Here is a 24584-nt window from a genome sequence, read left to right as displayed (position 1 = left end):
CACTCAGCCGACGACGGTGTTGTGCTCCCGTCTGGCCTGACTGTGACAGCTGGCCAGCCGGGCCAGCAGATGATCGAGCAGCTCGCCAGCCTGACTCTGCACCAGCCCGATGCTGACGGTGACCGGCCGCTGTGACAGCAGGCTGGCATCGGCAATCTCGAGGCGCAGCCGCTCGGCGATCTCCAGCGCACTCATCCGCTCGGTCTGGGAGAGCATCAGGATAAAACCGTCCTCATCCCAGCGGGCGAAGGGATCTTCCCGCCGCAGTTCGTGACGCACGATACGCGCCAGCTTGGCCAGCATGGCGTCGCAAGCCGCTTCACCAAACAACTGCTGGATTTTGGCCATGTGATCGACCGAGAACTGCAACAGACTGAAAGTGCCGCTCTCGGTCGCCAGCCGCTCTTCAAGCAGTTGCTCGAAACGGCCACGGCTCTCCAGTCCGGTCAGCGGATCGGTGCCATGTCGCTCCTCCACCAGCACGGCAGCGGGATCGAGGTGACGGACGACCCCCAGCAGATAACCCCGCTCATCGCGACGCATCCGCTCTTCCAGCCGGATGTAGTGACCGTGATGATGCAGAATGCGGTATTCGAGGCGCAGACCGCTGCTGCGGCCGCTCTGGCAGGCGAGCAGGGCATCTTCCAGCCGGGTAACATCGTCGGGATGCACCCGATCCAGCCAGCCAAGATCATCCGGCCAGCACTCTCCCAATCCCAACAGGCGCAGGCAGGAGGGATCACGCTGCAGTCCATGTTGGGCTGACCAGCTCCAGATCCCCGCCTCCAGCAGCGCCATGGCATCAGACAGCAGACCCGGATCAAGCCGGGCAGTCACATCGACCAAAGGTGTCTTGAGCATTTCCATGGGGCGCCTCGAAACAGGATCTGAATACCTGCTCAATAAGTAACATTGGCGTTCACGCCGAGCAACAGGGTCAGAGCGCTTTTCCCTGATACCCGTTCATCAAGGTCTGCCAGTTCTCCGGTACGAAGTGGAAACTGGTATGCAGTTGAGACTCTTTATTGAATGAACGAAGCAAGCGTTCCAGATTGGCCTTCTGCCATTCACCGGGGGAACGGATCGCACCCTTGTCAAAATCGATCACCCACACCTTGCCCTCTTTATCGAGCAGCAGGTTGTGACTGTTGAGATCGGCGTGATAAACCCCGGCATCGTGCAGCTGACGCACCGTCTGACCTATCTTGTGCCACACCTCGGTCACCACCGGCCCCTGCTTGAGCAGCGCCACCATATCCTTGGCACCGCGAATTCGCTCGATCAGGATATCGGCGCGATAGAAGGGGCCCTGTTTGACCATACGGGCGCCAAACGGACGCGGCACCGGTAACCCCAGCTCACACAACTTGGCCAGCAGGGTGTATTCGGCCATGGCGCGGCTCGACTCGACCCCTTCGAACCAGAAGCGATCCCGCACCACCTTGCCCACCATGCCGCCGCGATAGTAGTGGCGCAGCACCAGATGGCGGGACTCATCCTTGACGAACCAGGTCACTCCCCGTCCGATGGAGGTTCCCACCACCTGACGGTTGTTCTGCCACCAGGCAGGATCGAATAACTGGGGAGATGGGTCGCGAAAGGCCCCTTCGGCATACCAGCAGATCTGGTTGTGTTCGGTCTGTACTCGCATCGTGGAGATCCCGCTCGGTGGGTCGTTGATCGCCCCTGTTTATGGGCGATGAGGCTGCGACTGTGGCATGCCCGCAACATGTGCCAGCCATGGCGGCTGCTATTCAGGTGGCAAAGCCCGGCTGACGATTGTGCGCAATTTTACAATCCAGAGGGGAGTTTGCATAATGCCATTCACCCTTTTTGCCAGCCGTGCGCCACAACATGCCGCTATTTCAAACGCCTCCCTCCTCCATCTGCATCCTGCGGCTCTCCGCCATCGGGGATTGCTGCCACGCACTGGCGCTGGTGCGCGTCATCCAGCGGGAGTGGCCACAGACCCGTATCACCTGGATCACCGGCAAAATCGAGGCAACCCTGTTTGCCGATCTGCCTGGGGTCGAGGTGATCCCCTTCGACAAGAGCAAGGGGTGGCGCGGCTATCGCGATCTCTGGCATACCCTCAAGGGGCGCAAATTCGATGCCCTGCTCCACCTGCAGGCGGCGATGCGGGCCAGCATCGCAACCCTCGGCATCAAGGCCAAGGTCAAACTCGGGTTTGATCGGGAGCGGGCCAACGACGGCCAGTGGCTGTTCACCAACCACAAGGTACCTTCGCCTGCCTCCCCCCATGTGCTGGACGGTTTCCTCGCTTTCGCCAAAGAGCTCGGCATCCAGGATCTGACCCCGGACTGGCAACTGCCCATCAGCGCCGATCATCAGGCGTGGGCAAGGGAGAAGATTGGCGGCAAACCGACTCTGCTTATCTGCGCAGCCGCCAGCAAGGCATTCAAAAACTGGACTGCCGCAGGCTATGCCGCGCTGGCAGATCACGCCGCCAACAAGGGCTTTCAGGTCTATCTCTGTGGCGGGCCTGCCAAACTGGAGCGGGATCTGGCTGCCGAGATCCGGCAACTCAGCCAGAGTAAACCGGTCGATCTGGTGGGGCAGACCAACCTCAAGCAGTTATTGGCGCTGATTGGCGAGGCGAGTCTGGTACTGGCCCCCGATACCGGCCCCACCCATATGGCCACCATAGTGGGCACGCCGGTGATCGGCCTCTATGCCCACCACAATCCGGCCCGCACCGGCCCCTATCTGTGCCGCGACTACGTGGTCAGCGTCTATCAGGAGCTGGTCGAGCAGGAGACCGGCAAGCCGCTGGCCGAATTGAGCTGGCGCACCCGTCTCAAAGACCCGGAGGCCATGCGAAAAATCACCAGCGAGCAGGTGACCGCCGCGTTCGATCGGCTCTGTGCAGATCGTCAACTGCCGTAGTGACAGGGCACCTCGGGAATTCCGAGCCATCAGGCAGGGATAACCTGATAGCCTCTGCCCTCAGCCAAAGGCACAATGCAGGCTGATGTGGGTTACGCTCCCGCAGCAAGCTACGAATACTTTGATCGGCTGGAATATGATTCCGGCCGTTTTTTTATTCGCCGCATTCTGGTAAAATTCGCCGCCTTTACATCCTCCTGACTCAAGAATTTTCCGCGTTTTGCGTTTGGCTGTCTCCCTTTCGGGCACAAGACGGCGGTCTCTGCTACAACCAAAACAGCGGTTTCGATTAAAGGTAATAATATGGCGCAACAAGGCACTCTCTATATCATCTCCTCTCCGAGCGGCGCGGGTAAATCCAGTCTGCTCAATGCCTTGCTGACCAACCACAATCAAGCTGGCAAGATGCAGCTATCGGTTTCCCACACCACTCGCGCCACCCGCCCGGGCGAAGAGCACGGCGTCCACTACCACTTCGTTCAGGTGGAAGAGTTCAAGGCGCTGATCGAACGCGGTGATTTTCTGGAGTGGGCCGAAGTGTTCGGCAACTACTACGGCACCTCCCGCGCCACCATCGAAGCCTGTCTGGCCAAGGGGATCGACGTATTCCTCGACATCGACTGGCAAGGTGCCCGCCAGATCCGCGAGCAGATGCCGACCAAATCCATCTTCATCCTGCCCCCCAGCCGCGAAGAGCTGGAACGCCGCCTGATTGGGCGCGGTCAGGACAGCGCCGAAGTGATTGCCGGCCGGATGGCGAAAGCCATTGCCGAAATGGTGCACTACGACGAGTATGACTATGTCATTATCAATGAAGAGTTCGAGCAGGCACTGTTCCAGCTCAGGTCCATTATTGAGTGCCAACGGCTGGAGATGCGTCACCAGCAACAGGCTCAAAAAAACTTGCTGCAACAGCTACTGGCAGAGTAAGCCAAAAACAAGTAAACTTTTGCGTCATTTTTAAACACTGCTTTTCTAAATACAGAAAGCCCAAACACTGGAGTCCTGCATGGCACGCGTTACTGTAGAAGATGCTGTAAAACAGGTTGGTAACCGTTTTGACCTGGTGCTGGTCGCCGCGCGCCGCGCTCGTCAAATCGCGGTACAAGGCAAAGATCCCCTGGTTGAAGAAGAGAACGACAAGCCGACCGTGATCGCCCTGCGTGAGATCGAACTGGGTCTGGTGAACAATCAAGTGATGGACACCCAGGACCGCTACGAACAGCAAGAGCAGGAAGCCGCCGAGCTGGCTGCCGTTGCTGCCATCGCCGAAGGCCGCGGTTAAGTTATTCCTCCGGTTGGCACCCGCCCGGGTGCCGACTGTTCATCCCCATTTACAACCGCTCGAAAACCTCGCAAACTCAGGGCTATACCCTCAATTCCACGAATTGCCGTTTCACCGCTGCGGGGACTGTCTTGTATTTATTTGAAAACCTTAAAGAAATAGCCAGTTCCTACCTGCCGCCAGAGCAGGTTGAGAAGCTCAAGCAAGCCTATGTGGTGGCCCGTGATGCCCACCAGGGTCAGATGCGTTCCAGTGGCGAACCCTATATTACCCACCCTGTTGCCGTTGCCCGGATCCTGGGTGACATGCGCCTCGACCATGAAACCCTGATGGCCGCCGTGTTGCACGACGTCATCGAAGACACCTCTGTCACCAAGGCCGATCTGGCCGAGCAGTTTGGCAATGCGGTTGCAGAACTGGTGGCCGGGGTCTCCAAGCTCGACAAGCTGAAGTTTCGCGATCGCAAAGAGGCGCAGGCCGAGAACTTCCGCAAGATGGTGATGGCAATGACCCAGGATATCCGGGTCATTCTGATCAAGCTGGCCGACCGCACTCACAACATGCGCACGCTAGGCTCGCTGCGCCCTGACAAGCGCCGCCGCATCGCCCGGGAAACCCTCGAAATCTTCGCCCCCATCGCCAACCGCCTCGGTATTCACACCATGAAGAACGAGCTGGAAGAGCTGGGTTTCGAGGCGCTCTATCCCATGCGATCCCGCGTGTTGCGCGAATCGGTGCGCCGCGCTCGTGGCAATCGCCGCGAGATCATCGACTCCATCCAGAGCGAAATCAGCGGTCGCCTGAAAGAGGCAGGGATCGAGCATCAGGTCAGTGGCCGCGAGAAGAATCTGTTCTCCATCTACAACAAGATGGAGAAAAAAGAGCTGCAATTTCATGAGGTAATGGATATCTACGCCTTTCGTGTCAAGGTGAAGGACATAGATACCTGTTACCGGGTGCTGGGACAGATGCACAGCCTCTACAAGCCGCGCCCCGGCCGCTTCAAGGATTACATCGCCATCCCCAAGACCAACGGCTACCAGTCGCTGCACACCTCTTTGGTGGGGCCGCACGGGGTACCGGTCGAGGTGCAGATCCGCACCGAGTTCATGGACCAGATGGCCGACAAAGGGGTTGCCGCCCACTGGGCCTACAAGCAGGATGGCGACAGCTCGGGCACCACTGCCCAGATCCGCGCCCAGCGCTGGATGCAGAGCCTGCTGGAATTGCAACAGAGCGCCGGCAGCTCGTTTGAATTTATCGAAGGGGTCAAGACCGACCTCTTCCCCGACGAGATCTACGTGTTCACGCCGGAAGGACGCATCATGGAGCTGCCCGCTGGCGCCACGCCGGTGGACTTCGCCTACACGGTGCACACCGATATCGGCCATGCCTGCGTCGGTTCGCGGGTCGACCGCCACCCCTACCCGCTCAGCAGCCCGCTGCACTCGGGCCAGACGGTGGAGATCATCACGGCACCGGGCGCTCGCCCCAACGCGGCCTGGCTCAACTTTGTGGTGACCACCAAGGCACGATCCAAAATCCGCCAATTCCTCAAGAACCTGCGCACCGAAGAGTCGGTGGTGCTGGGTCGCCGCCTGCTCAACCATGCGCTGGGCGCCAAGAATATCGAAGACATCCCCGAGCCGCGCATCAAGCAGGTGCTGGCTGATACCAAGCATGAGAACCTGCAGGGGCTGCTGGCCGATGTGGGCCTCGGCAACGCCATGAGTGTTATGGTGGCGCGCCGCATGCTAGGGGATGAACTGCCGCCGGAAGAACAGCCCAAAACCAGCAGCAAAAAGATGCCGATCAAGGGTGCCGACGGCATGCTGGTCACCTTCGCCAACTGCTGCCGCCCGATCCCGGGGGATGCCATTATCGCCCACATCAGCCCGGGCAAGGGTCTGGTGATCCACCAGGAAGCCTGTCGCAACATCAAGGGCTACAGCAAGGAGCCGGACAAGTACCTGCCGGTGCAGTGGGAAGTGGACAAGGAGCAGGAACAGGAGTTCCGCACCGGTATCAGCATCGAGATCGTCAACCATCAGGGTGCGCTGGCCGAGCTGGCCAACGTGATTGCCGCCACCGGCGCCAACATTCACGCCATCAGCACCGAAGAGAAGGATGGCCGGGTCTATCAGGTCAGCCTGCTCATCACCACCAAGAGCCGCATCCACCTGGCCAACATCATGCGCAAGATCCGCGTGATGCCCAACGTGCTCAAGGTGAGCCGACAGAAGAACTGAACACAGGCGGCGCAAGCCGCCTGCTGCTTTTATAGAGACAAGCCATGACCCCCGAACGCTTCAAGCGCATCACCGATATGCTGGCCCAGCGTCAGCTCGATTTGACCGTCTGTATGGAAGAGGTCCACAAACCTCACAATCTGGCCGCTATCGTGCGTACCGCCGATGCCATCGGCATCCACCGGGTACACGCCGTCTGGCCCAAAACCTGGATCCATAAGCGCAAGGGCACCGCCCGCGGCAGCCAGAACTGGGTGGATGTAAAACTGCACCCGGATATCGGCACAGCCGTTGCCGAGCTGAAAGCTTCAGGCATGCAGATCCTGGCAACCCACCTCTCCGACAGCTCCGTCGATTTTCGCGCTATCGACTACACCAAACCGACCGCCATTCTGGTGGGTCAGGAGAAACACGGCATCGGTGAAGAGGCGCTGGCGCTGGCCGACCACCATATTGTCATTCCCATGGTCGGCATGGTGCAGTCCCTCAACGTCTCGGTGGCTGCTGCCGCCATCCTCTACGAAGCCCAGCGTCAGCGCGAGCTGGCCGGTTGCTATCAGCGCGGCTGCCCGCTCACGCTGGAGGAGCAGAACAGCATCCTGTTCGAGGGGGGTTATCCTATCTATGCCCAGCTCTGCAAAGAGAAAGAGATACCCTACCCCCAGCTCGGCCCGGCCGGTGAAATTCTGGCGGACGAAGAGTGGTGGCAACGGATGCAGCTGACCCGCAAAGGGTGGGCACAGCAGAGCGAGCAGGACGACCTACAGGAGGAGTGATGGAGAACCCTTTTGGCAGCTGGCTGGAATCGCAAATCATCCGGGATCACCTGACCAACCCGAACATAGAGGCCGGCGACTACAGCTACTACTCCGGCTACTACCACGGCAAACCGTTCGAGGATCACTGCGTCCGCTACCTGCTCGGCGATGGCTCGACCCGCGACACCTGGGAGAGCGGCCTCTGGGGCGAGGTGGATCGGCTGATCATCGGCAAGTTCTGCTCCATCGGCTCGGGCGCCACCTTCATGTTGGCGGGCAATCAGGGCCACCGGCTGGATTGGGTCTCAACCTTCCCGTTCAACCCCGACACCTTTGGCGAAGGTGCCCACAGCGGCTTCCAGCGCAAGGGGGACACCCGGATTGGCAACGATGTCTGGATCGGCTCGGAAGCGATGATCATGCCCGGCATCACCATAGGTGATGGTGCCGTCATCGCCACCCGCGCCGTGGTGACCAAGGATGTGGCCCCTTACACCATAGTCGGCGGCAACCCGGCCCAACCGATCCGCCGCCGTTTCAACGATGAGCAGATCCTCATGCTGCAAGAGATGCAGTGGTGGGACTGGCCCCTGCCTCGCTTGCAAGCCTGCATGGCGCTGCTCTGCTCGGGGGATATCGCCGCCCTTTATCACCATTGGCAACAGGAGTGTGCCTGATGAAACCCCTCTCTCTTTCCCTGTTGGCCCTGACCCTGTTTTCTGCCGGAGCCCTTGCCGTGACCAATACCTATCAGCTCACCAGCGAAGCCGATGTACCCAGCCTCTACCAGCAAACCCTGCCCGACTTCTGGCGCCAGCATGCGGTGGAAGGAGAGTTCAAGGGCAAGGATGGGGTGACCATCCGCTATGCCGCGCTGCGGCAGGAGAAGGTCGATCGCGCCATCCTGATCGTCAATGGCCGGGTCGAAAGCTACCTCAAGTATCAGGAGCTGGCGTGGGATCTCTGGCGTCAGGGCTACAGCCTCTATCTCATCGACCATCGCGGTCAGGGGATGTCCGACCGGATGCTGAATGACCCGCAGAAGGGATATGTCGACCAGTTCGACGATTATGTGGCCGATCTGAAGCAGTTTCACGACCAGATCATCATGGCGGACCAACCTGCCAAGCTGTTCCTGCTGGCCCACTCCATGGGCGGTGCCATCTCGGCCCGCTATCTGGAGCGCTGGCCCGATGATATCAAAGCAGCCGTACTCTCCTCCCCCATGCTGGGCATCAATCTCGGCGGTCTGCCCAAGTGGCTGGCCAAGGGATTGGCGAGCACCATAGGCACGGTCGGCGGTTGGATTAGTGAGCCTCCCTACGGCCCCGGTCAGGGAGCCTATCAGGATCACGGCTTTGCCGATAACGAACTGACTCACAGCCAGCCCCGCTATCAGGCCTTCCGCCAAATCTACGAGCAGCACCCGCAGATCAAGCTGGGTGGCGCCACCGCCCACTGGATTTATCAGGGGATCACCGGTGCCGATGCCGCCATCGCCGATGCGGGCGCCATCAAAACCCCGCTGCTGGTACTGCAGGCTGGCAACGACAGCGTGGTGGACAATGCCGCGCAGGATCGCTTCTGCACCATAGCCAAGTGCGAAGGGGGCAAACCACTGCGCATCGAGGGTGCCTGGCACGAGCTGTTTATCGAATCCGATGACAAGCGCCAGCCAGCCCTGACCGCGATGGTCGACTTTTTCGCCCGCTTCTGAGCTGGCTATTTTTTGTAACCCTAAATAAATGGGGTGACAGTGCGGGCTAAGGTAAACTGCCCCTGTTTTCAATCGATGCCGAGGTAATGATGTTCAAGGTAGTTGTATCCGATCTCGATGGCACTCTGCTCAACAAGCAGCACCAGATCTCTCCCCGTACCCGGGATACCCTGCACCGCCTGGTAGAACAAGGTGTGAAATTCGTGGTCGCCACCGGCCGTCATCACGTTGACGTACGCAGCTTCCGCGATGCGCTGGGGATGGACATCTACCTCATTACCTCCAATGGCGCCGTGGTCCATGACAAACAGGATCAGCTGATTTTCAACCAGCCGCTGCCGACCGAGATCGCCGCCGAACTGATTGCGCTGGAGCGCGACCCCTCTATCCACCTCAATGTCTATCAGGGTGATGATTGGGTGGTGGAAGAGGAGCTGCCCTGGCTGCTGCAGTTCCACGACGAGTCAGGGTTCACCTACCGTCTGGTCGATGACCTGAAACAGGAACCGAAAGAGCAGATCAACAAGGTGTTCTACATCGGCGACCACGAGAAGCTGCTGAAGATCGAGGCACACCTCAACCAATGCTACGGCGATCAGCTCAACGTCACCTTCTCCCTGCCGGACTGTCTCGAAGTGATGCACGCCGGGGTGCACAAGGGCAATGCTGTGCGTGCCGTGCTGGAGCAGAACGGGTTCGACATGTCGGAGGCGATCGCCTTCGGCGATGGCATGAACGACTTCGAGATGTTGACCATGGTGGGACGCGGCATCGTTATGGGCAACGCCCATGACCGCCTGAAAATGGCGCTGCCAGAGCATGAGCAGACCCTCACCTCCGATGAAGATGGCGTCGCCGTCTATCTGGAGAAGCTGTTCGAGCTGGAGAGCGTCAGCGCAGCCTGATCCTCTTCAGCCCGCCATCCGATTCAGCAAAGCCTCACCATGTGAGGCTTTGTTTTTTCAGAGTCTCCAGCCAGGGATTGGGCCGCTGCCAGCTGAAGCTCTGGTTCGCACCGCCGTAGCATTCAGCCAACCGCAGAGGCGTGCCGGGGGTATGGCGTCGCCCGGCCACATCGAGGCAGCGGGAGACCTTGCTGTTGAACAGTCTGTCTTTCTGCCACTCCCACTGTGCCTGACCGTCACAGGGTGCCAGCATCACTTCGCTGTCACTTTTGGCTTGCAGGCAGAGATCCTGCAGACGCAACTCACCCAGATCCCACTCGAACAGTTGATCGTCTTTTCCGCTGCAGGGTTGTGCCAACACCTTCTGTTGGGATACTGCGACACAAAAATCGCCGCTGGTCAGCAAGGGAGAAAGCACCCGATCCTCCGACGGTATCGAAGCGATTGAGTCCATCATTTCATCGGTTGATGGCGGCTTGATGGTACATCCTCCCAGCAACAAGGCGACCAGCAGAGCGGGAGAGCAAGCAAGGGAAATTTTGTTATTCATGGAAAATGCCTGAAATGGGCCGATGACATCCGTTTGTCAGTGACTCGAGGCTGAAGCATAACCGAAAGGTGGGGCACTCTGCCCTGATAGAGTGTAAACAGACGTAACAGAGAAAGCGTGCAGGCGCAGTAAAGGCCGGAAAGCAAAAAACCTCGCCGAAGCGAGGTTTTTCTAAATGTGGTCGGTGATAAAGGATTCGAACCTTTGACCCTCTGGTCCCAAACCAGATGCGCTACCGGGCTGCGCTAATCACCGATGCTATTCAAAAATAGCGTTTTTCAAAAAACAAAGACGACCTGATGGCCATCCTCGTCATACAGCAAGTATGGTGCGAAGAGAGGGACTCGAACCCTCACACCCGGGGGGCACTAACACCTGAAGCTAGCGCGTCTACCAATTCCGCCACCTTCGCGTACCTGACAAGCTGTAAAATGGGGTGGCTGATGGGGCTCGAACCCACGACAACCGGAATCACAATCCGGGACTCTACCAACTGAGCTACAGCCACCACAGCTGTTTTCGTTCCACAACAACGCCCGTTTAACCGACGCACTTTTTATGGTGCGCCCGACAGGATTCGAACCTGTGACCTCTGCCTCCGGAGGGCAGCGCTCTATCCAGCTGAGCTACGGGCGCTACGCTGTCGAACGGGGCGCATTATTAATGATGGTTGCCGGTTTGTCTACACTTTTCTGTCACCGAAGCACTGTTCGTTGTTTTTTCAGGCAATCTGTGTGTTTTTCTTCCACTTACCTGCCTGTGGCCTGGCAAAAAGGCACACATCCCCGCTCAAATCATCCTGCCGTCTTGACTTGATGTTGTGCCCATCTAAAATGAATGAACGTTCATTCAATCGAAAGTCACACTGATGATTCTGGATAAAAAAGAGAGCATCTTCAACGCGGCCCATGAGGTGCTGGGTGAACGGGGTTTTCATGGTCTGTCGATTGCGGAAGTCGCCAAGAAGGCCAATGTTGCCACCGGCACCATCTATCGCTACTTCGGCGACAAGGATGATCTGATCCGGCAACTGCACCAGCACACTATCTTGCAGTGTGTGCCCATGGTCATGGCCGATGTAGCAATCGATAAAGTTTCATTTCAACAATTTCGCCAATTATGGCTCAATATTCATGCCATTTTTGTTAACGAACCCAACGCTATCCGGTGCAAATTGCAGTACGAGAGCTCTCCGCTAGGGGCAGAATTGGAGACCAATCCTGTCATTCTGGCTGCCTGGGAGCCTCTGGACCGATTTTTTGAACAGGGCGTTGAACAAGGATTGTTTATTGATTTACCGATACGGGCACTCCAGGTGTTGAGTCTGGACAGTGTCATGCATCTGGCCCTGCAGTGCAGGGTGCACAACATCACGCTGACCGAATCGCAGTTGGAAACCGCGATCCGGGCCAGCTGGAATGCCATTTTATCCCCCAATCTTTCCACCTCAGGAGCCTGTTCATGAAAAAGTGGATGGCCATTATGTTGCTGATAGCGATCGCCTTGTTTGGCAGCGTCATCGGCTTCAATTTGTTCAAACAGAAGATGATTGCCCAATATATGGCCAACCGGCCGGAACCCGAGTTCCCCGTCACCGCCATGGTGACCAAGGCGCAGGATTGGGTACCGACCATCGAAGCAATCGGCTTCATCGAACCGAATCAGGGGGTGACCCTCTCCACCGAACTGGCCGGCACCATTGATGCTATCACCTTCGAGTCGGGCAAACCGGTCAAGGCTGACCAGCTGCTGTTGAGCCTGGACTCCACCGTGGAGCGGGCCAATCTGCGCGCCTCCCAGGCCAAGCTGCCGGCGGCAAAAGCCAAGTTCGATCGTTTCCAGAACCTCTACAAGACCAGCTCCATCTCCAAAGAGCAGCTGGATGAGGCGGAAGCGGCCTATCGCTCGCTGGAAGCGGATATCGAGAGTCTGAAGGCGACCATTGCCCGTCGTGAAGTGCGTGCGCCCTTTAGCGGCGTGGTCGGCCTGCGCAATGTGTTCCTCGGTCAGTATCTGCAGCCGGGCACCGATATCGTGCGCCTGGAAGATACCAGCGTGATGCGCCTGCGCTTCACCGTGCCCCAGACCGATATCTCCAAAATCAAGCTGGGCCAGACCATCAAGATCAATGTGGATGCCTATCCGCAAACCCAGTTTGACGGCCATATCACCGCTATCGAGCCTGCGGTCAACTTCCAGAGCGGCCTGATCCAGGTACAGGCAGACATTCCGAACAACGACGGTCAGCTCCGTTCCGGTATGTTCGCCCGCGCCAGCATCATTCTGCCGACGGTGAAAGATCAGATTGTGATCCCGCAAACCGCTATCTCCTTCACCCTTTACGGTCAGAACGTCTACGTGCTCAAAGAGGGCGAAGAGACTGACAAAGAGGGTAACAAGGTGAAAGTGCTGCGAGCCAAGCAGGTTGTGGTCAAGGCGGGTGAGCGCCGTGGCAACGATGTGCATGTGCTCTCTGGCATTCAGGCCGGTGACCAGATCGTACTGTCGGGTCAGGTTCGCCTGAGCAACGACACCAAGGTGCATGTGGTCGAGAACGATGCCCTGGCCGTTCCGGCACAAACCCCGATGCTGTAAGCGCGGAGATCTGCGATGCGATTTACTGACATATTTATAAAACGGCCTGTGCTGGCGATCTCGCTCAGCTTCCTGATCGCCTTGCTGGGCTTTCAGGCCATCTTCAAGATGCAGGTACGGGAATACCCCGAGGTGACCAACACGGTGATCACCGTCAGCACTGGCTACTATGGCGCCAGTTCTGATCTGATCCAGGGGTTCATCACCCAGCCGCTGGAACAGGCGGTCGCGCAAGCCGACAACATCGACTTCATGACCTCCTCCAGCCAGCTGGGTAGCTCCACCATCACTGCATACATGAAGCTCAATACCGACCCCAACGCCGCGCTGTCCGACATCCTGGCGAAGGTGAACTCGGTGCGCTCTCAGTTGCCGAAAGAGGCGGAAGACCCCTCGGTCACCTCCTCCACCGGTTCAACCACGGCGGTGCTCTACCTCGGCTTTACCAGCCCGGAGCTCAACTCCAGCCAGATCACCGACTATCTGGAGCGGGTTATCAAGCCGCAGCTCTTTACTGTCGGCGGGGTCTCCAAGGTTGACCTCTACGGCGGTGTCGAGTTTGCCCTGCGGGTATGGCTGGATCCGGCCAAGATGGCGGCCTTCAACCTGACTGCCAGCGACGTGATGACGGTGCTCAACAGCAACAACTATCAGTCCGCGACAGGTCAGGCGACCGGTTACTTCACCCTGTTCAATGGCAATGCCGAGACCCAGGTCAAGGATGTCGACGAGCTGAAGCGACTGGTGGTGGCTACCCGCGACGGCAAGGTGATCCGTCTGGCGGACATCGCCAAGGTAACCCTCGAGAAGAGTCACGATGTCTATCGTGCCAGCGCCAATGGTCGCGAAGCCGTGGTCATGGCGGTCAACGCCGCCCCGACAGCCAACCCCATCAACATCGCCCGCGATGTGCTGGCACTGCTGCCGAGCCTTGAGCGCAATATGCCGAGCACCATGCGTCTCAACGTGATGTATGACTCCACCGTGGCGATCAACGAGTCCATCCACGAGGTTATCAAGACCATCCTGGAGGCAGCCGCCATCGTTCTGGTGGTCATCACCCTGTTCCTCGGCTCGTTCCGCGCGGTCATCATCCCGATCATCACCATTCCGCTCAGTCTTATCGGCGTGGTGATGATGATGGATATGTTCGGCTTCTCGATAAACCTGATGACCCTGCTGGCGATGGTGCTGGCGATCGGTCTGGTGGTGGATGACGCCATCGTGGTGCTGGAGAACGTCGACCGCCATATCAAAGAAGGTGAAGAGCCGTTCCGGGCCGCCATTATCGGTACCCGTGAAATTGCGGTGCCGGTTATCGCCATGACGGTCACCCTGGCGGCGGTATACGCACCTATCGCCCTGATGGGGGGTATCACCGGCTCCCTGTTCAAGGAGTTTGCCCTGACCCTGGCAGGTGCCGTGTTCGTCTCGGGCATCATCGCCCTGACCCTGTCACCGATGATGTGTTCCAAGATGCTCAAGGCCAACGAGCAACCGGGCAAATTCGAGAGCACGGTCCACCACCTGCTGGAACGGATGACCGATCGCTACGACAGCATGCTGCACGCCGTGATGAAAAAGCGCCCCGTCATCGTGGTGTTCGCCGTCATCGTGTTCGCCAGCCTGCCGTTGCTGTTCAAGTTCATCCCGAGCGAACTGGCACCGTCAGAGGACAAGGGGGTAATGGCCGTGCTGGGTACCGCACCGTCCAACGCCAACCTGGACTACATCGAAAACACCATGGCGGATGTGAACAAGATCCTGGACGAGCAGCCCGAGATCGCCTTCTCCCAGGTCTTCTCAGGGGTGTTCAACGCCAACCAGGCGTTCGGTATCGCCTCCATGGTGCCCTGGAGCCAACGTGAAGCGAGCCAGAAAGAGGTGCTGGATCGGGTCGCCAATCTGGTTAAAGACATCCCGGGTATGGCCATCACCACCTTCCAGTTCCCGGAACTGCCGGGAGCATCGAGTGGTCTGCCGATCCAGTTCGTCATCACCACCCCGAACAGCTTCGAAAGCCTGTTCCTGGTGGCCGGTGAAATTCTGGCCGCGGCGCAGAGTAACGGTCAGTTCGTCTATTCGGATCTCGATCTGAACTACGACTCCGCCACCATGAAGATCCGCATCGACAAGGACAAGGCGGGTGCCTACGGCATCACCATGCAGGATATCGGTATCACCATGGGCACCATGATGGCGGACGGTTACGTCAACCGTATCGACCTGGATGGCCGCTCCTACGAGGTGATCCCGCAGGTCGAGCGCAAATACCGTCTCAATCCGGAGTCCATCAAGGGCTACTACGTGCGGGCCGCAGATGGCAAGTCGATCCCGCTCGGCAGCCTGATCACCATTGAAGTGGTTGGCGAGCCCCGCGCCCTGCCCCACTTCAACCAGCTGAACTCCGCCACTATCGGTGCCGTTCCGGCTCCGGGTGTGGCCATGGGTGATGCGATCAACTGGTTCCAGACCACCGCCGACGAGAAGCTGCCGCAAGGCTATCGTTACGACTTCATGGGTGAAGCCCGTCAGTTCGTCACCGAAGGCAATGCGCTCTATGCCACCTTCGCGCTGGCACTGGCGATCATCTTCCTGGTGCTGGCGATCCAGTTCGAGTCGGTGCGTGACCCGCTGGTCATCATGGTCTCTGTACCGCTCGCCATCAGCGGGGCCTTGATTGCCTTGGCTTGGGGACTGGCGACCATGAACATCTACTCCCAGGTGGGCCTCATCACCCTGGTGGGTCTGATTACCAAGCACGGCATCCTGATCTGTGAAGTAGCGAAGGAAGAGCAGCTGCTGCGCGGCATGAACCGGATGGAAGCCGTGATGCAAGCCGCCAAGGTGCGTCTGCGTCCGATCCTGATGACCACCGCCGCCATGATTGCCGGTCTGATCCCGCTGCTCTACGCCGCAGGCGCCGGTGCAGCACAACGGTTCAGCATCGGTATCGTCATCGTGGCAGGCCTTGCCATCGGTACCCTGTTCACCCTGTTCGTACTGCCGGTGATCTACACCTATCTGGCTTCCGAGCACAAACCCTTGCCGGTATTCGATGAAACCATTCCGCCCAAGGCAAACGGCGGACACTGATCATCAATCACTTGCCAAGGCCCCGATACGGGGCCTTTTTTATGGTTCGCAGGAAAGACGACATAAGTCCATGAAGCAGTTAAACTAAAAAACACAACATCCAGACCGCAAGGACGCCATGTCAGGACTCATCTCCAAGACCGCCGAGGCTGTAGGCCGCAACGGACTCTCATACCGCCTGCTCTCCTATATTCTGGTGTGTAGTACCGTATTGGCGATGATCATTACGGTGCTGCAACTCGCCTGGGATTACCGCAAGGATGTCGCCGTCATCGAAGACAGCATCGGCCAGATCGAAGCCTCCTTTTTGCAACCTATTGCCGCCAGCTTGTGGAACCTCGATGAGGAGCAGGTCAAGGTGCAGATCGAAGGGATCATGAACCTGCCCAACATGCAGTTTGTGATGGTCAAGGAGATGCTCGGCAACTCCGAAGTGCCATTGTTGACCCAGGGAGTGGAACGGGAAAGCTATGACATCTCCCAGGAGTTCAATCTCACCTATCAGGGGGAAATTGTCGGCAAGCTGTTTGTCGCCGCGTCGCTGGAGCAGATTTACCAGCGTCTGATTGAGAAGTCAGTGCTGATCATGGTCAGCCAGACCATCAAGACCCTGGTGGTCTCATTTTGTATCCTGATCATCATTTACTATCTGGTGGTCAGACACATCAACCGCATCGCCAACTACGCCCAGAAGTTCAACCTCGATCGGCTCGACATGGAGCTGGTGCTGGAGGGGCGTCCGCAACCACGCAAGAAACCCGACGAACTGGATACCCTGGTGTCCACCCTCAACCAGATGCGCACCCGGCTACGTGACGAGCTGGTCGCTCGTCATCAGGCGGTGGAACAACTGCAACAGGAGCGGGATTTCTCCGCCACCCTGATCAACTCGGCCAACATGGTCATCTGCTGTATGGAGCCGGATCTCACCATCGCCAGCATCAATCCGGCAGCCATCCTGCTGACCGGTTATCACCAACAGGAGCTGCTCCAGCACAACTGGCTGGATCTCTTCGTCAGCCCGACCCAGCGGGAAGAGCTGAACAATATCCTGAACGAAGAGGGGTCACTGGCAGACAAAGAGGTCATCATGCATGACCAGCAGGCCCACGAGCTGGTGCTGCAGTGGACCTTCGTACCCTTCTATGAAGGGCCGAACCTCAAGTACCAGATCGGGTTCGGCTACGACATCACCCAACTGAAAAAGGTCGAGCGGGAGATTATCCAGCTCAATGAGCAGCTGGAAGGAAAAGTGGTGGAACGTACCCGCAGCCTGAGTGAAGCCAACAACCAGCTGGGCAAGGCGTACGACGACCTGAAACAGGCCCAGCAAACCCTGGTGGAGTCGGAGAAGATGGCCTCCCTCGGCTCGCTGGTGGCCGGGGTGGCACACGAGATCAATACCCCAATCGGCATCAGTGTGACCGCCTCCTCCTACCTGCAGGAACGGGTTGCCGATTTCAAATCTCATATAGAGTCAAAACAGCTGTCGCGTTCCTATCTCAACGAGTTCACCGTCAACCTCGACGAGTCGATGCAGCTGCTGCAGAGCAACCTGCGCCGCGCCTCTGAGCTGATTGCCAGCTTCAAGCAGGTAGCTGTCGACCAGTCATCGGAAGCACGCTACAACTTCAGCCTCGCCGACAACCTCCATCAGGTGGTGGTCTCGCTTGGCCACAAACTGAAGAAGAGCCAGTGCGAAGTGGATATCCAGTGCGATCCCAAGCTGTCTATATTCTCCTTCCCGGGCAGTTTTACCCAGATCTACTCGAACCTGATCCTCAACTCCATCAACCACGGGTTCGACAACTGGGACAAACCGAAGAAGATCACCATCAAGGTGGAACAGCAGGGAGAGGAGCTGTTTATCGACTATTCGGACAATGGCCGCGGCATCCCGCCCGAAATCTTGCCGCGCATCTTCGATCCCTTCGTCACCTCCAAGCGGGGTCAGGGTGGCAGCGGTCTGGGCACCCACATCATCTACAACCTGGTGGTGCAACTGCTGAAAGGCCGTATCAGCTGTGCCAGCGAACCGGGCCAGGGCGCCCAGTTCCATATTCGCCTGCCGATCCAACATAACTGAGTGCTGGCTCTTGTGAGCCAGCCGCTTTATCCCCATCATGCTGTGATTGCATTCTTAATGAGCGGAGAACCTCGCAATGGCACAGCATTTTGACTATATCGCCATCGGCGGCGGCAGCGGCGGTATTGCTTCTGCCAACCGGGCTGCCATGTACGGTAAGAAAGTTGCCCTGATTGAAGCCAAAGAGTTGGGTGGAACCTGCGTCAACGTAGGCTGCGTACCGAAGAAGGCTATGTGGTATGCAGGCCAGATCGCCGATGCCCTGAAATATGGCGCCGACTACGGCTTTGACACCACCCTCAACCACTTCAACTGGGCCAAGCTGGTCGAGTCCCGCCAGGCCTACATAGGCCGCATTCACCAGTCCTATCAGAACGTGCTGGGCAAGAACCAGATCACCGTCATCAAGGGCTTCGCCCGCTTCGTCAGCAGCAACACCATCGAGGTTAATGGCGAGCACTACACGGCCGATCATATCCTGATCGCTACCGGTGGCCGCCCGGAAATTCCGGCGATCCCGGGTGCCGAGCTGGGTATCGACTCCGACGGTTTCTTTGACCTGCAAAGCCAGCCCAAGCGGGTTGCCGTGGTGGGTGCTGGCTACATCGCAGTCGAGATCGCTGGCGTGATGCAGGCACTCGGCTCAGAGACCCATCTGGTGGTGCGCAAGCACGCGCCGCTGCGCAACTTCGACCCCATGATCCACGAGACTCTGGTCGAAATCATGGCGCAGGAAGGGCCCAAGCTGCACACCCACGCCATTCCCAAAGCCGTGCTCAAGAACGCTGACAACAGCCTGACCCTGCAACTGGAAGATGGTCGCCACCTCACCGTTGACTGCCTGATCTGGGCCATCGGCCGGGTACCGGCTACCGACAACCTCAACCTGGCTGCCGCTGGCATCACGCTGGACGAGAAGGGCTTTATCCCGACCGACAAGTTCCAGAACACCGCCGTCGCCAACATCTATGCAGTGGGTGACAACACGGGGCGCATCCAACTCACCCCGGTGGCTGTCGCCGCGGGCCGTCGCCTCTCCGAACGGCTGTTCAACAACAAGCCGAACGAGCACCTCAACTACGATCTGGTGCCGACCGTGGTGTTCAGCCACCCGCCCATCGGCACCATAGGCCTGACCGAACCGGAAGCCATCGCCCAATACGGCGAGGACCAGGTGAAGGTCTACCGCAGCCAGTTCACCGCCATGTACTCGGCACTGACCCAGCATCGCCAGCCCACCCGGATGAAGCTGGTCTGTGTCGGCCCGGAAGAGAAGGTGGTCGGTCTGCACGGCATCGGCTTTGCGATGGACGAGATCCTGCAAGGCTTCGGCGTCGCCATGAAGATGGGCGCCACCAAGGCTGATTTCGACAACTGCGTGGCGATCCATCCGACCAGTGCAGAAGAGTTCGTGACAATGCGATAGGTACGTTTGAAGTCGGCCTGTCATTATCAGGCCAACTTCAACAACTACGTTCCCACGCCTCATCCCACCAGCGCTGAAGAGTTCGTGACGATGCGATAGGTACGTTTGAAGTTGACCTGTCACGAGCAGCCGGCTTCGACAACCATCTAACCCCTTCTCCCAAACCCGGCTCAGGCCGGGTTTTTTGATCCCTCCTCGCTATTTCTCTCGCAAATCCGCCGTTCTTTACGCCGATTTTACGCCTGCCACATGGCGCTTTATGGCGCCTTTACGCCTGTTTTACATACCCTTTTCAGCGTCAATGACACCAACAGAGTCGATATGGTCTTACATCGGCTCTCGCAGCTAATTATCTCAATGGAGTCGATATGAATTGGCTATATCTGCTGCTCGTCCTCGCCTTGATGGCCTATCTGATGCGCGCACTCACGCGCAGTCACGAGTGATGGACTACCTATATGCAGCAAGAAATTATCTACCCGGTGGCCAGCAAACTGCCGAGCCTCGTGAGCAATCCAATGCGTGCCCTGACGCACCGTGACCACGAGTGAGGAACTAGAACATGTGGCAAGAAATAATCTATCCGGTTGCCTTCGTGCTGCTGGTTCTGCTGCCGGCACCGCTGCTGGGCAACTACATCTACCGGGTATTTGAAGGCAAAATCCACTGGCTGGCACCGGTCGAGCGCGCCACGCTGGCTTGCTGTGGCACCGATGGACGGGAACAGGACTGGAAGTCCTACGCCCTCAGCCTGCTGGCCTTCAACGGCGCCGGTTTCGGTCTGCTGTTCCTGATCCTGATGGCGCAGGGGTTGCTGCCCCTCAACCCGCAACAACTGCCGGGTCTGAGTTGGCAACTGGCATTCAACACCGCGGTCAGCTTTATGACCAACACCAACTGGCAAGCCTATTCCGGTGAGGCCAGCCTCTCCTACTTCAGCCAGATGGTGGGCCTGACCACCCAGAACTTCGTCTCCGCAGGGACGGGCGCAGCCGTCGCCATTGCCCTGTTCCGCGGTATCGCCCGCCAGCAGACCATCAACCTTGGCAACTTCTGGCAGGATCTGGTGCGTTTCTGCCTCTATGTGCTGCTGCCCATCGCGCTGATCATGGCGCTGGTGCTGGTATGGCAAGGGGTGCCGCAAAGCCTCTCCGCCTATCTGTCGTTCCACGGTGTGGAGGGTCAGGAGCAGCTGCTGCCCCTCGGCCCGGCGGCCTCGCAGATCTCCATCAAGCAACTGGGCTCCAACGGCGGCGGCTTCTTCGGCATCAACTCGGCACATCCGTTCGAGAACCCGACAGCCCTCTCCAACTGGCTGGAGATGGTCGCCCTGCTCACCATCGCCGCCGCCATGGTCTTTACTCTGGGCCGCTATGTGAAGGACATGGCCCACAGCCGCGCCATTCTCGGTGCCATGACCCTCATGCTGGTGCTGGGGCTCTTCGTCTCCCTCTCCCAAGAGCTGAAACCGGATCACGCCCTCGCCCAGCTCACCACTGACGCCAGCAACATGACTGGCAACTGGGAAGGCAAGGAGAGCCGCTTCGGCCCTGTGCTCTCCAGCATCTGGGAAGTGGCGACTACTGCCGCCTCCAACGGTGCCGTCAACGCCATGCACGACAGCTTTACTCCGCTCGGCGGCATGGTGGGCATGATCAACATGCTGCTGGGTGAGGTCATCTTCGGCGGGGTCGGCTCCGGTATCTACGGCATGATGCTGTTCGTACTGCTGACCGTGTTCCTGTGCGGCCTGATGGTCGGGCGCACCCCGACCTATCTGGGCAAACGCCTCGGCATCACCGAGATGAAGTGGGTAGTCGCCAGCATGCTGGTCATGCCGGTGGGGGTTTTGGTGATCGGCGGTGTCACCCTGCTGATGCCGGATGCCAGCACCATCATCGGCCATGATGGCCCGCACGGTCTGTCACGCCTCATCTACGCCTACGCCTCGGCTGCCGGCAACAACGGCTCCGCCTTTGCCGGTTTTGCCGCCGGTGACAACTGGCAGTGCATCGCCATCGGTCTGGCCATGCTGCTCGGTCGCTTCGGCTACATCATTCCGGTACTGGCCATCGCCGGTCAGCTGGCCCGCGCGCCCCGTCAGGAGACGAGCGAAGGGGACTTCCCCATCAGCGGCCCGCTGTTCGTTACCCTACTGATCATCACCGTCCTGCTGATAGGTGGCCTCTCCTTCCTGCCGGTGCTGGCACTGGGCCCGGTGGCTGAACATCTGAGTCTGATCGGAGGTGCATTCTGATGAACCTGACCCTGTCGATCACCATCCGGATGCCAATGGCCAACTATCTGATGCTGGGAGCTTTCCAATGAGCAAGTCCACTGCAATGAGCACTGACACCATGTTGGTGAAGGGCAAAAAACAGAAATCACAGATCATCCAGGCAATGGTTGAGGCCCTCTATCGCTTCAATCCCAAGGCGCTGTTTGGCAGTCCCATCCTGTTCACCCTCTGGCTGGCCGCAGTCATGGCGACCGTGGAGTCCCTGCTGGGGCAGCCTTTCTCCGGCGTTGCTCCCTCACTGGCCTGGCAGCTGACCGCCTGGCTCTGGCTGACCCTCTGGTTTGCCAACTTCGCGGAAACCCTGGCCGAGGGGCGCGGCAAGGCCCGCGCCGACAGCCTGAAAGCGGGCATGAGCCAGCTCAAGGCCCGTCGGGTGGCGAATGCCAAAGATGGTCAGGGCGAGTGGGTACCCGCCACCAGCCTGATGAAGGGGGACCTGGTGCTGGTACGCAGCGGCGAGATGATCCCGGCCGACGGCGAAGTGATCGCCGGTATCGCCTCGGTCAACGAGGCCGCCATCACCGGCGAATCCGCCCCCGTCATCCGCGAGTCGGGTACCGACCGCAGCGGTGTAACCGGCAATACCACCGTCGTTTCAGACGAGATCTGGGTACGCGTCAGCAACAATCCGGGCGAAAGCACGCTGGATCGGATGATCGCACTGGTGGAAGGGGCCAAGCGCCAGAAAACGCCCAATGAGATGGCGCTGGATGCCCTGCTGGTGGGCCTGACCCTGATCTTCCTGTTGGTGGTCGCCACCCTGCCCTGGTTCCTCGACTACAACGGCACCCAGGTACCGCGCCTCTACCTGATCGCTCTCTTTATCACTCTGATCCCGACCACCATCGGCGGCCTGCTCTCCGCCATCGGTATTGCCGGTATGGATCGACTGGTGAAGCTGAACGTCATCGCCAAGTCTGGCCGTGCCGTGGAAGCGGCCGGTGACGTGCGTACCCTGCTGCTGGACAAGACCGGCACCATCACCTTCGGCAACCGGATGGCGGATGAGCTGATCCCGGCACCGGGCGTCGACCCCGCCCTGCTGGCACAAGCCGCCATGCTGGCCTCGCTGGGTGACAATACCCCGGAGGGCAAATCCATCCTGACTCTGGCCAGCAAGAGCATGGCCAAGCCGAGCCAGCTGGAGAGCGACAAGGTGATCCCCTTCAGCGCCGAAACCCGGCTGAGCGGGCTGGATCGCAACGGTCATCAATATCGCAAGGGTGCGGTGGATGCCGTGTTGAACTACCTCAGCCTCGACCGCAAGGCGGTACCTGAGCTGGTGCTCAAGTCAGTCGACAGCATCGCCCGTCAGGGTGGTACTCCGCTGCTGGTCTGCACTCAGGAGAAACTGCTGGGGGTGGTCTACCTCAAGGACATCATCAAGCCCGGTATCAAGGCTCGCTTCCAGATCCTGCGCCATATGGGGATCCGTACCGTGATGATCACCGGTGACAACCCGAAAACCGCCGCCGCCATCGCCGCCGAAGCCGGGGTGGATGACTTCATCGCCGAAGCGACGCCGGAGAAGAAGCTCGCCTATATCCGGCAGGAGCAGGCCGATGGTCGTCTGGTCGCCATGTGCGGTGACGGCGCCAACGATGCGCCCGCACTGGCGCAGGCTGATGTGGGGCTGGCCATGAATGAGGGTACCCAGGCCGCCAAGGAGGCGGGCAACCTGGTGGATCTCGACTCCAACCCCACCAAGCTGCTGGATGTGGTGCTGGTCGGCAAACAGCTGCTGGTGACCCGTGGCGCCCTGACCACCTTCTCCATCGCCAACGACGTGGCCAAGTACTTCGCCATCCTGCCAGCCCTGTTCATCGCCGCCTACCCGCAACTGGGGGCACTGAACCTGATGCAGCTGGGCAGCCCGCAGAGCGCCATCCTGTCGGCCATCATCTTCAACGCCCTGATCATTGTGGCGCTGGTGCCGCTGGCACTGCGTGGTGTCGACCTGAAAGGCTCGGCCGCCAGCCTGCTGCGCCGCAACCTGCTGATCTACGGTGTCGGTGGCCTGCTGGTGCCGTTTATCGGCATCAAGCTGATCGATCTGGTCATTACCGGCCTGGGTCTGGTGTAACGACATAACCGGGATGCGGGACAGACCCGCATCCCCAGCCATCCATTTGGAGCAAGAGAATCATGATAGCAATCAGAACCCTGTTGACCCTGACCCTGCTGCTGGGAGTGGGTTATCCGCTGGCGGTCACCGGACTGGCCCAACTGCTGTTCCCCTGGCAGGCCAACGGCAGCCAGCTGACCGACAGCAAGCAGCAACTGATCGGTAGCGCCCTGCTGGGGCAGAAATTCGAGCGGGCTGACTACTTCCATCCCCGCCCCTCCGCCAGCGATTTCAACACCATAGGCGGCAGCGCCAGCAATCTGGGGATGAGTTCGCCACTGCGGGCAGAGTTCGCAGAACAGGTGGCCAAGGCACAGCCTGGAACCCGCTCCCCCGCCATGCTGACCCGCTCCGCCTCCGGCCTCGATCCCCACCTGCAGCTGGATGCGGTGCTGGCTCAGGTCGACCGCGTCGCCAAAGAACGTGGACTGGATCCCGCCCAACTGACGGAGCAGGTCAAGTCGGCCACACAAGCTGGTATCCTTGGCCCGCAGGTGGTCAACATTCTCCAGCTGAATCTGCAACTGGATCATAAAAAGGGCGCCTGATGGCGCCCATTCCGGTTTGATGATGACCTCGATTTTCG

At 59.1% G+C, this 24584-nt stretch carries 19 protein-coding genes and 4 tRNA genes; 16 read left to right on the top strand and 7 right to left on the bottom strand.

Translation table 11 applies throughout. From position 1 onward, the window contains the following. Nucleotides 1-3 precede the first annotated feature (3 nt). Nucleotides 4-867 carry a sensor domain-containing diguanylate cyclase gene (locus tag G5229_RS17620; RefSeq protein WP_421206756.1) on the bottom strand — a complete coding sequence of 288 codons (864 nt, stop codon included), beginning with the start codon at nt 865-867 and terminating at the stop codon, nt 4-6. Between the two features lie 70 nt (nt 868-937). Beyond that, nucleotides 938-1651, bottom strand: coding sequence for a 3-deoxy-D-manno-octulosonic acid kinase (locus tag G5229_RS17615; RefSeq protein ID WP_005342265.1), 714 nt, complete (start codon nt 1649-1651; stop codon nt 938-940). 203 nt (nt 1652-1854) lie between these two features. On the opposite strand from G5229_RS17615, the gene G5229_RS17610 reads away from it, so the two are divergent. The 8 genes from G5229_RS17610 (at nt 1855) to G5229_RS17575 (ending at nt 9821) form a co-directional block, all read left to right on the top strand. Further along, on the top strand, nt 1855-2907 hold the full coding sequence (locus G5229_RS17610; RefSeq protein WP_421209832.1) for a glycosyltransferase family 9 protein: 1053 nt from the start codon (nt 1855-1857) through the stop codon (nt 2905-2907). Between the two features lie 303 nt (nt 2908-3210). Further along, the gene (gene gmk, locus G5229_RS17605; RefSeq protein ID WP_421209830.1) at nt 3211-3837 is read left to right on the top strand and encodes a guanylate kinase; all 627 of its coding nucleotides are present in this window, start codon (nt 3211-3213) and stop codon (nt 3835-3837) included. A gap of 79 nt (nt 3838-3916) precedes the next feature. After that, nucleotides 3917-4192, top strand: coding sequence for a DNA-directed RNA polymerase subunit omega (gene rpoZ / locus G5229_RS17600; RefSeq protein ID WP_026456240.1), 276 nt, complete (start codon nt 3917-3919; stop codon nt 4190-4192). A gap of 131 nt (nt 4193-4323) precedes the next feature. Beyond that, complete coding sequence (gene spoT, locus G5229_RS17595) at nt 4324-6441, top strand: bifunctional GTP diphosphokinase/guanosine-3',5'-bis pyrophosphate 3'-pyrophosphohydrolase (protein ID WP_005339255.1); 2118 nt, start codon at nt 4324-4326, stop codon at nt 6439-6441. Nucleotides 6442-6485: 44 nt separating this feature from the next. Beyond that, a complete protein-coding gene (gene trmH / locus G5229_RS17590) occupies nt 6486-7217 on the top strand; it encodes a tRNA (guanosine(18)-2'-O)-methyltransferase TrmH (protein ID WP_139438046.1) in 732 nt (243 codons plus the stop codon). Then, the gene (locus G5229_RS17585; protein ID WP_421209828.1) at nt 7217-7876 is read left to right on the top strand and encodes a CatB-related O-acetyltransferase; all 660 of its coding nucleotides are present in this window, start codon (nt 7217-7219) and stop codon (nt 7874-7876) included. The genes trmH and G5229_RS17585 overlap by 1 nt, the downstream gene beginning before the upstream one ends. Beyond that, nucleotides 7876-8916 carry an alpha/beta fold hydrolase gene (locus tag G5229_RS17580; RefSeq protein ID WP_160880855.1) on the top strand — a complete coding sequence of 347 codons (1041 nt, stop codon included), beginning with the start codon at nt 7876-7878 and terminating at the stop codon, nt 8914-8916. Before G5229_RS17585 ends, G5229_RS17580 begins: the two co-directional genes overlap by 1 nt. 89 nt (nt 8917-9005) lie before the next feature. After that, nucleotides 9006-9821 carry a Cof-type HAD-IIB family hydrolase gene (locus G5229_RS17575; RefSeq protein WP_421209862.1) on the top strand — a complete coding sequence of 272 codons (816 nt, stop codon included), beginning with the start codon at nt 9006-9008 and terminating at the stop codon, nt 9819-9821. A 34-nt stretch (nt 9822-9855) separates the two neighbouring features. On the opposite strand, the gene G5229_RS17570 is transcribed toward G5229_RS17575, so the two are convergent. The 5 genes from G5229_RS17570 to G5229_RS17550 form a co-directional block, all read right to left on the bottom strand. Beyond that, complete coding sequence (locus G5229_RS17570; RefSeq protein WP_421209825.1) at nt 9856-10371, bottom strand: ricin-type beta-trefoil lectin domain protein; 516 nt, start codon at nt 10369-10371, stop codon at nt 9856-9858. A 178-nt stretch (nt 10372-10549) separates the two neighbouring features. Further along, nucleotides 10550-10626: transfer RNA gene (locus G5229_RS17565), tRNA-Pro, on the bottom strand. A 71-nt stretch (nt 10627-10697) separates the two neighbouring features. Next, nucleotides 10698-10783 (bottom strand) — tRNA-Leu (locus G5229_RS17560). A 20-nt stretch (nt 10784-10803) separates the two neighbouring features. Continuing rightward, nucleotides 10804-10879: transfer RNA gene (locus G5229_RS17555), tRNA-His, on the bottom strand. 51 nt (nt 10880-10930) lie between these two features. Then, a tRNA-Arg gene (locus G5229_RS17550) sits at nt 10931-11007 on the bottom strand. 232 nt (nt 11008-11239) lie between these two features. Between G5229_RS17550 and G5229_RS17545 the strand changes: the two genes are divergently transcribed. The 8 genes from G5229_RS17545 to G5229_RS17510 all read left to right on the top strand — a co-directional run bounded on the left by G5229_RS17545 (nt 11240) and on the right by G5229_RS17510 (nt 24546). Then, complete coding sequence (locus tag G5229_RS17545) at nt 11240-11836, top strand: TetR/AcrR family transcriptional regulator (protein WP_005339267.1); 597 nt, start codon at nt 11240-11242, stop codon at nt 11834-11836. Beyond that, nucleotides 11833-12966, top strand: a complete 1134-nt coding sequence (locus G5229_RS17540; RefSeq protein ID WP_005355753.1) for an efflux RND transporter periplasmic adaptor subunit — start codon at nt 11833-11835, stop codon at nt 12964-12966. Before G5229_RS17545 ends, G5229_RS17540 begins: the two co-directional genes overlap by 4 nt. A gap of 15 nt (nt 12967-12981) precedes the next feature. After that, nucleotides 12982-16062, top strand: coding sequence for a multidrug efflux RND transporter permease subunit (locus G5229_RS17535; RefSeq protein ID WP_216952542.1), 3081 nt, complete (start codon nt 12982-12984; stop codon nt 16060-16062). A gap of 118 nt (nt 16063-16180) precedes the next feature. Beyond that, complete coding sequence (locus G5229_RS17530) at nt 16181-18148, top strand: ATP-binding protein (RefSeq protein WP_216952540.1); 1968 nt, start codon at nt 16181-16183, stop codon at nt 18146-18148. Between the two features lie 76 nt (nt 18149-18224). Further along, entirely contained in the window at nt 18225-19574 is a 1350-nt protein-coding gene (gorA, locus tag G5229_RS17525) for a glutathione-disulfide reductase (protein WP_421209823.1), read from the top strand. 562 nt (nt 19575-20136) lie between these two features. Beyond that, nucleotides 20137-21831 carry a potassium-transporting ATPase subunit KdpA gene (kdpA, locus tag G5229_RS17520; protein WP_245133347.1) on the top strand — a complete coding sequence of 565 codons (1695 nt, stop codon included), beginning with the start codon at nt 20137-20139 and terminating at the stop codon, nt 21829-21831. 67 nt (nt 21832-21898) lie between these two features. After that, the gene (gene kdpB, locus G5229_RS17515) at nt 21899-23956 is read left to right on the top strand and encodes a potassium-transporting ATPase subunit KdpB (RefSeq protein WP_005355771.1); all 2058 of its coding nucleotides are present in this window, start codon (nt 21899-21901) and stop codon (nt 23954-23956) included. 62 nt (nt 23957-24018) lie between these two features. Continuing rightward, complete coding sequence (locus G5229_RS17510; RefSeq protein WP_421209820.1) at nt 24019-24546, top strand: potassium-transporting ATPase subunit C; 528 nt, start codon at nt 24019-24021, stop codon at nt 24544-24546. The last annotated feature ends 38 nt before the right edge of the window (nt 24547-24584 follow it).

Origin of the sequence: Aeromonas sp. 602396, from assembly GCF_049173735.1 — a bacterium.
Classification (GTDB): Bacteria; Pseudomonadota; Gammaproteobacteria; order Enterobacterales; family Aeromonadaceae; genus Aeromonas; species Aeromonas veronii_A.
Note: the sequence above shows the minus strand (reverse complement) of the source record. Positions and strands in the feature narration are given on the sequence as shown.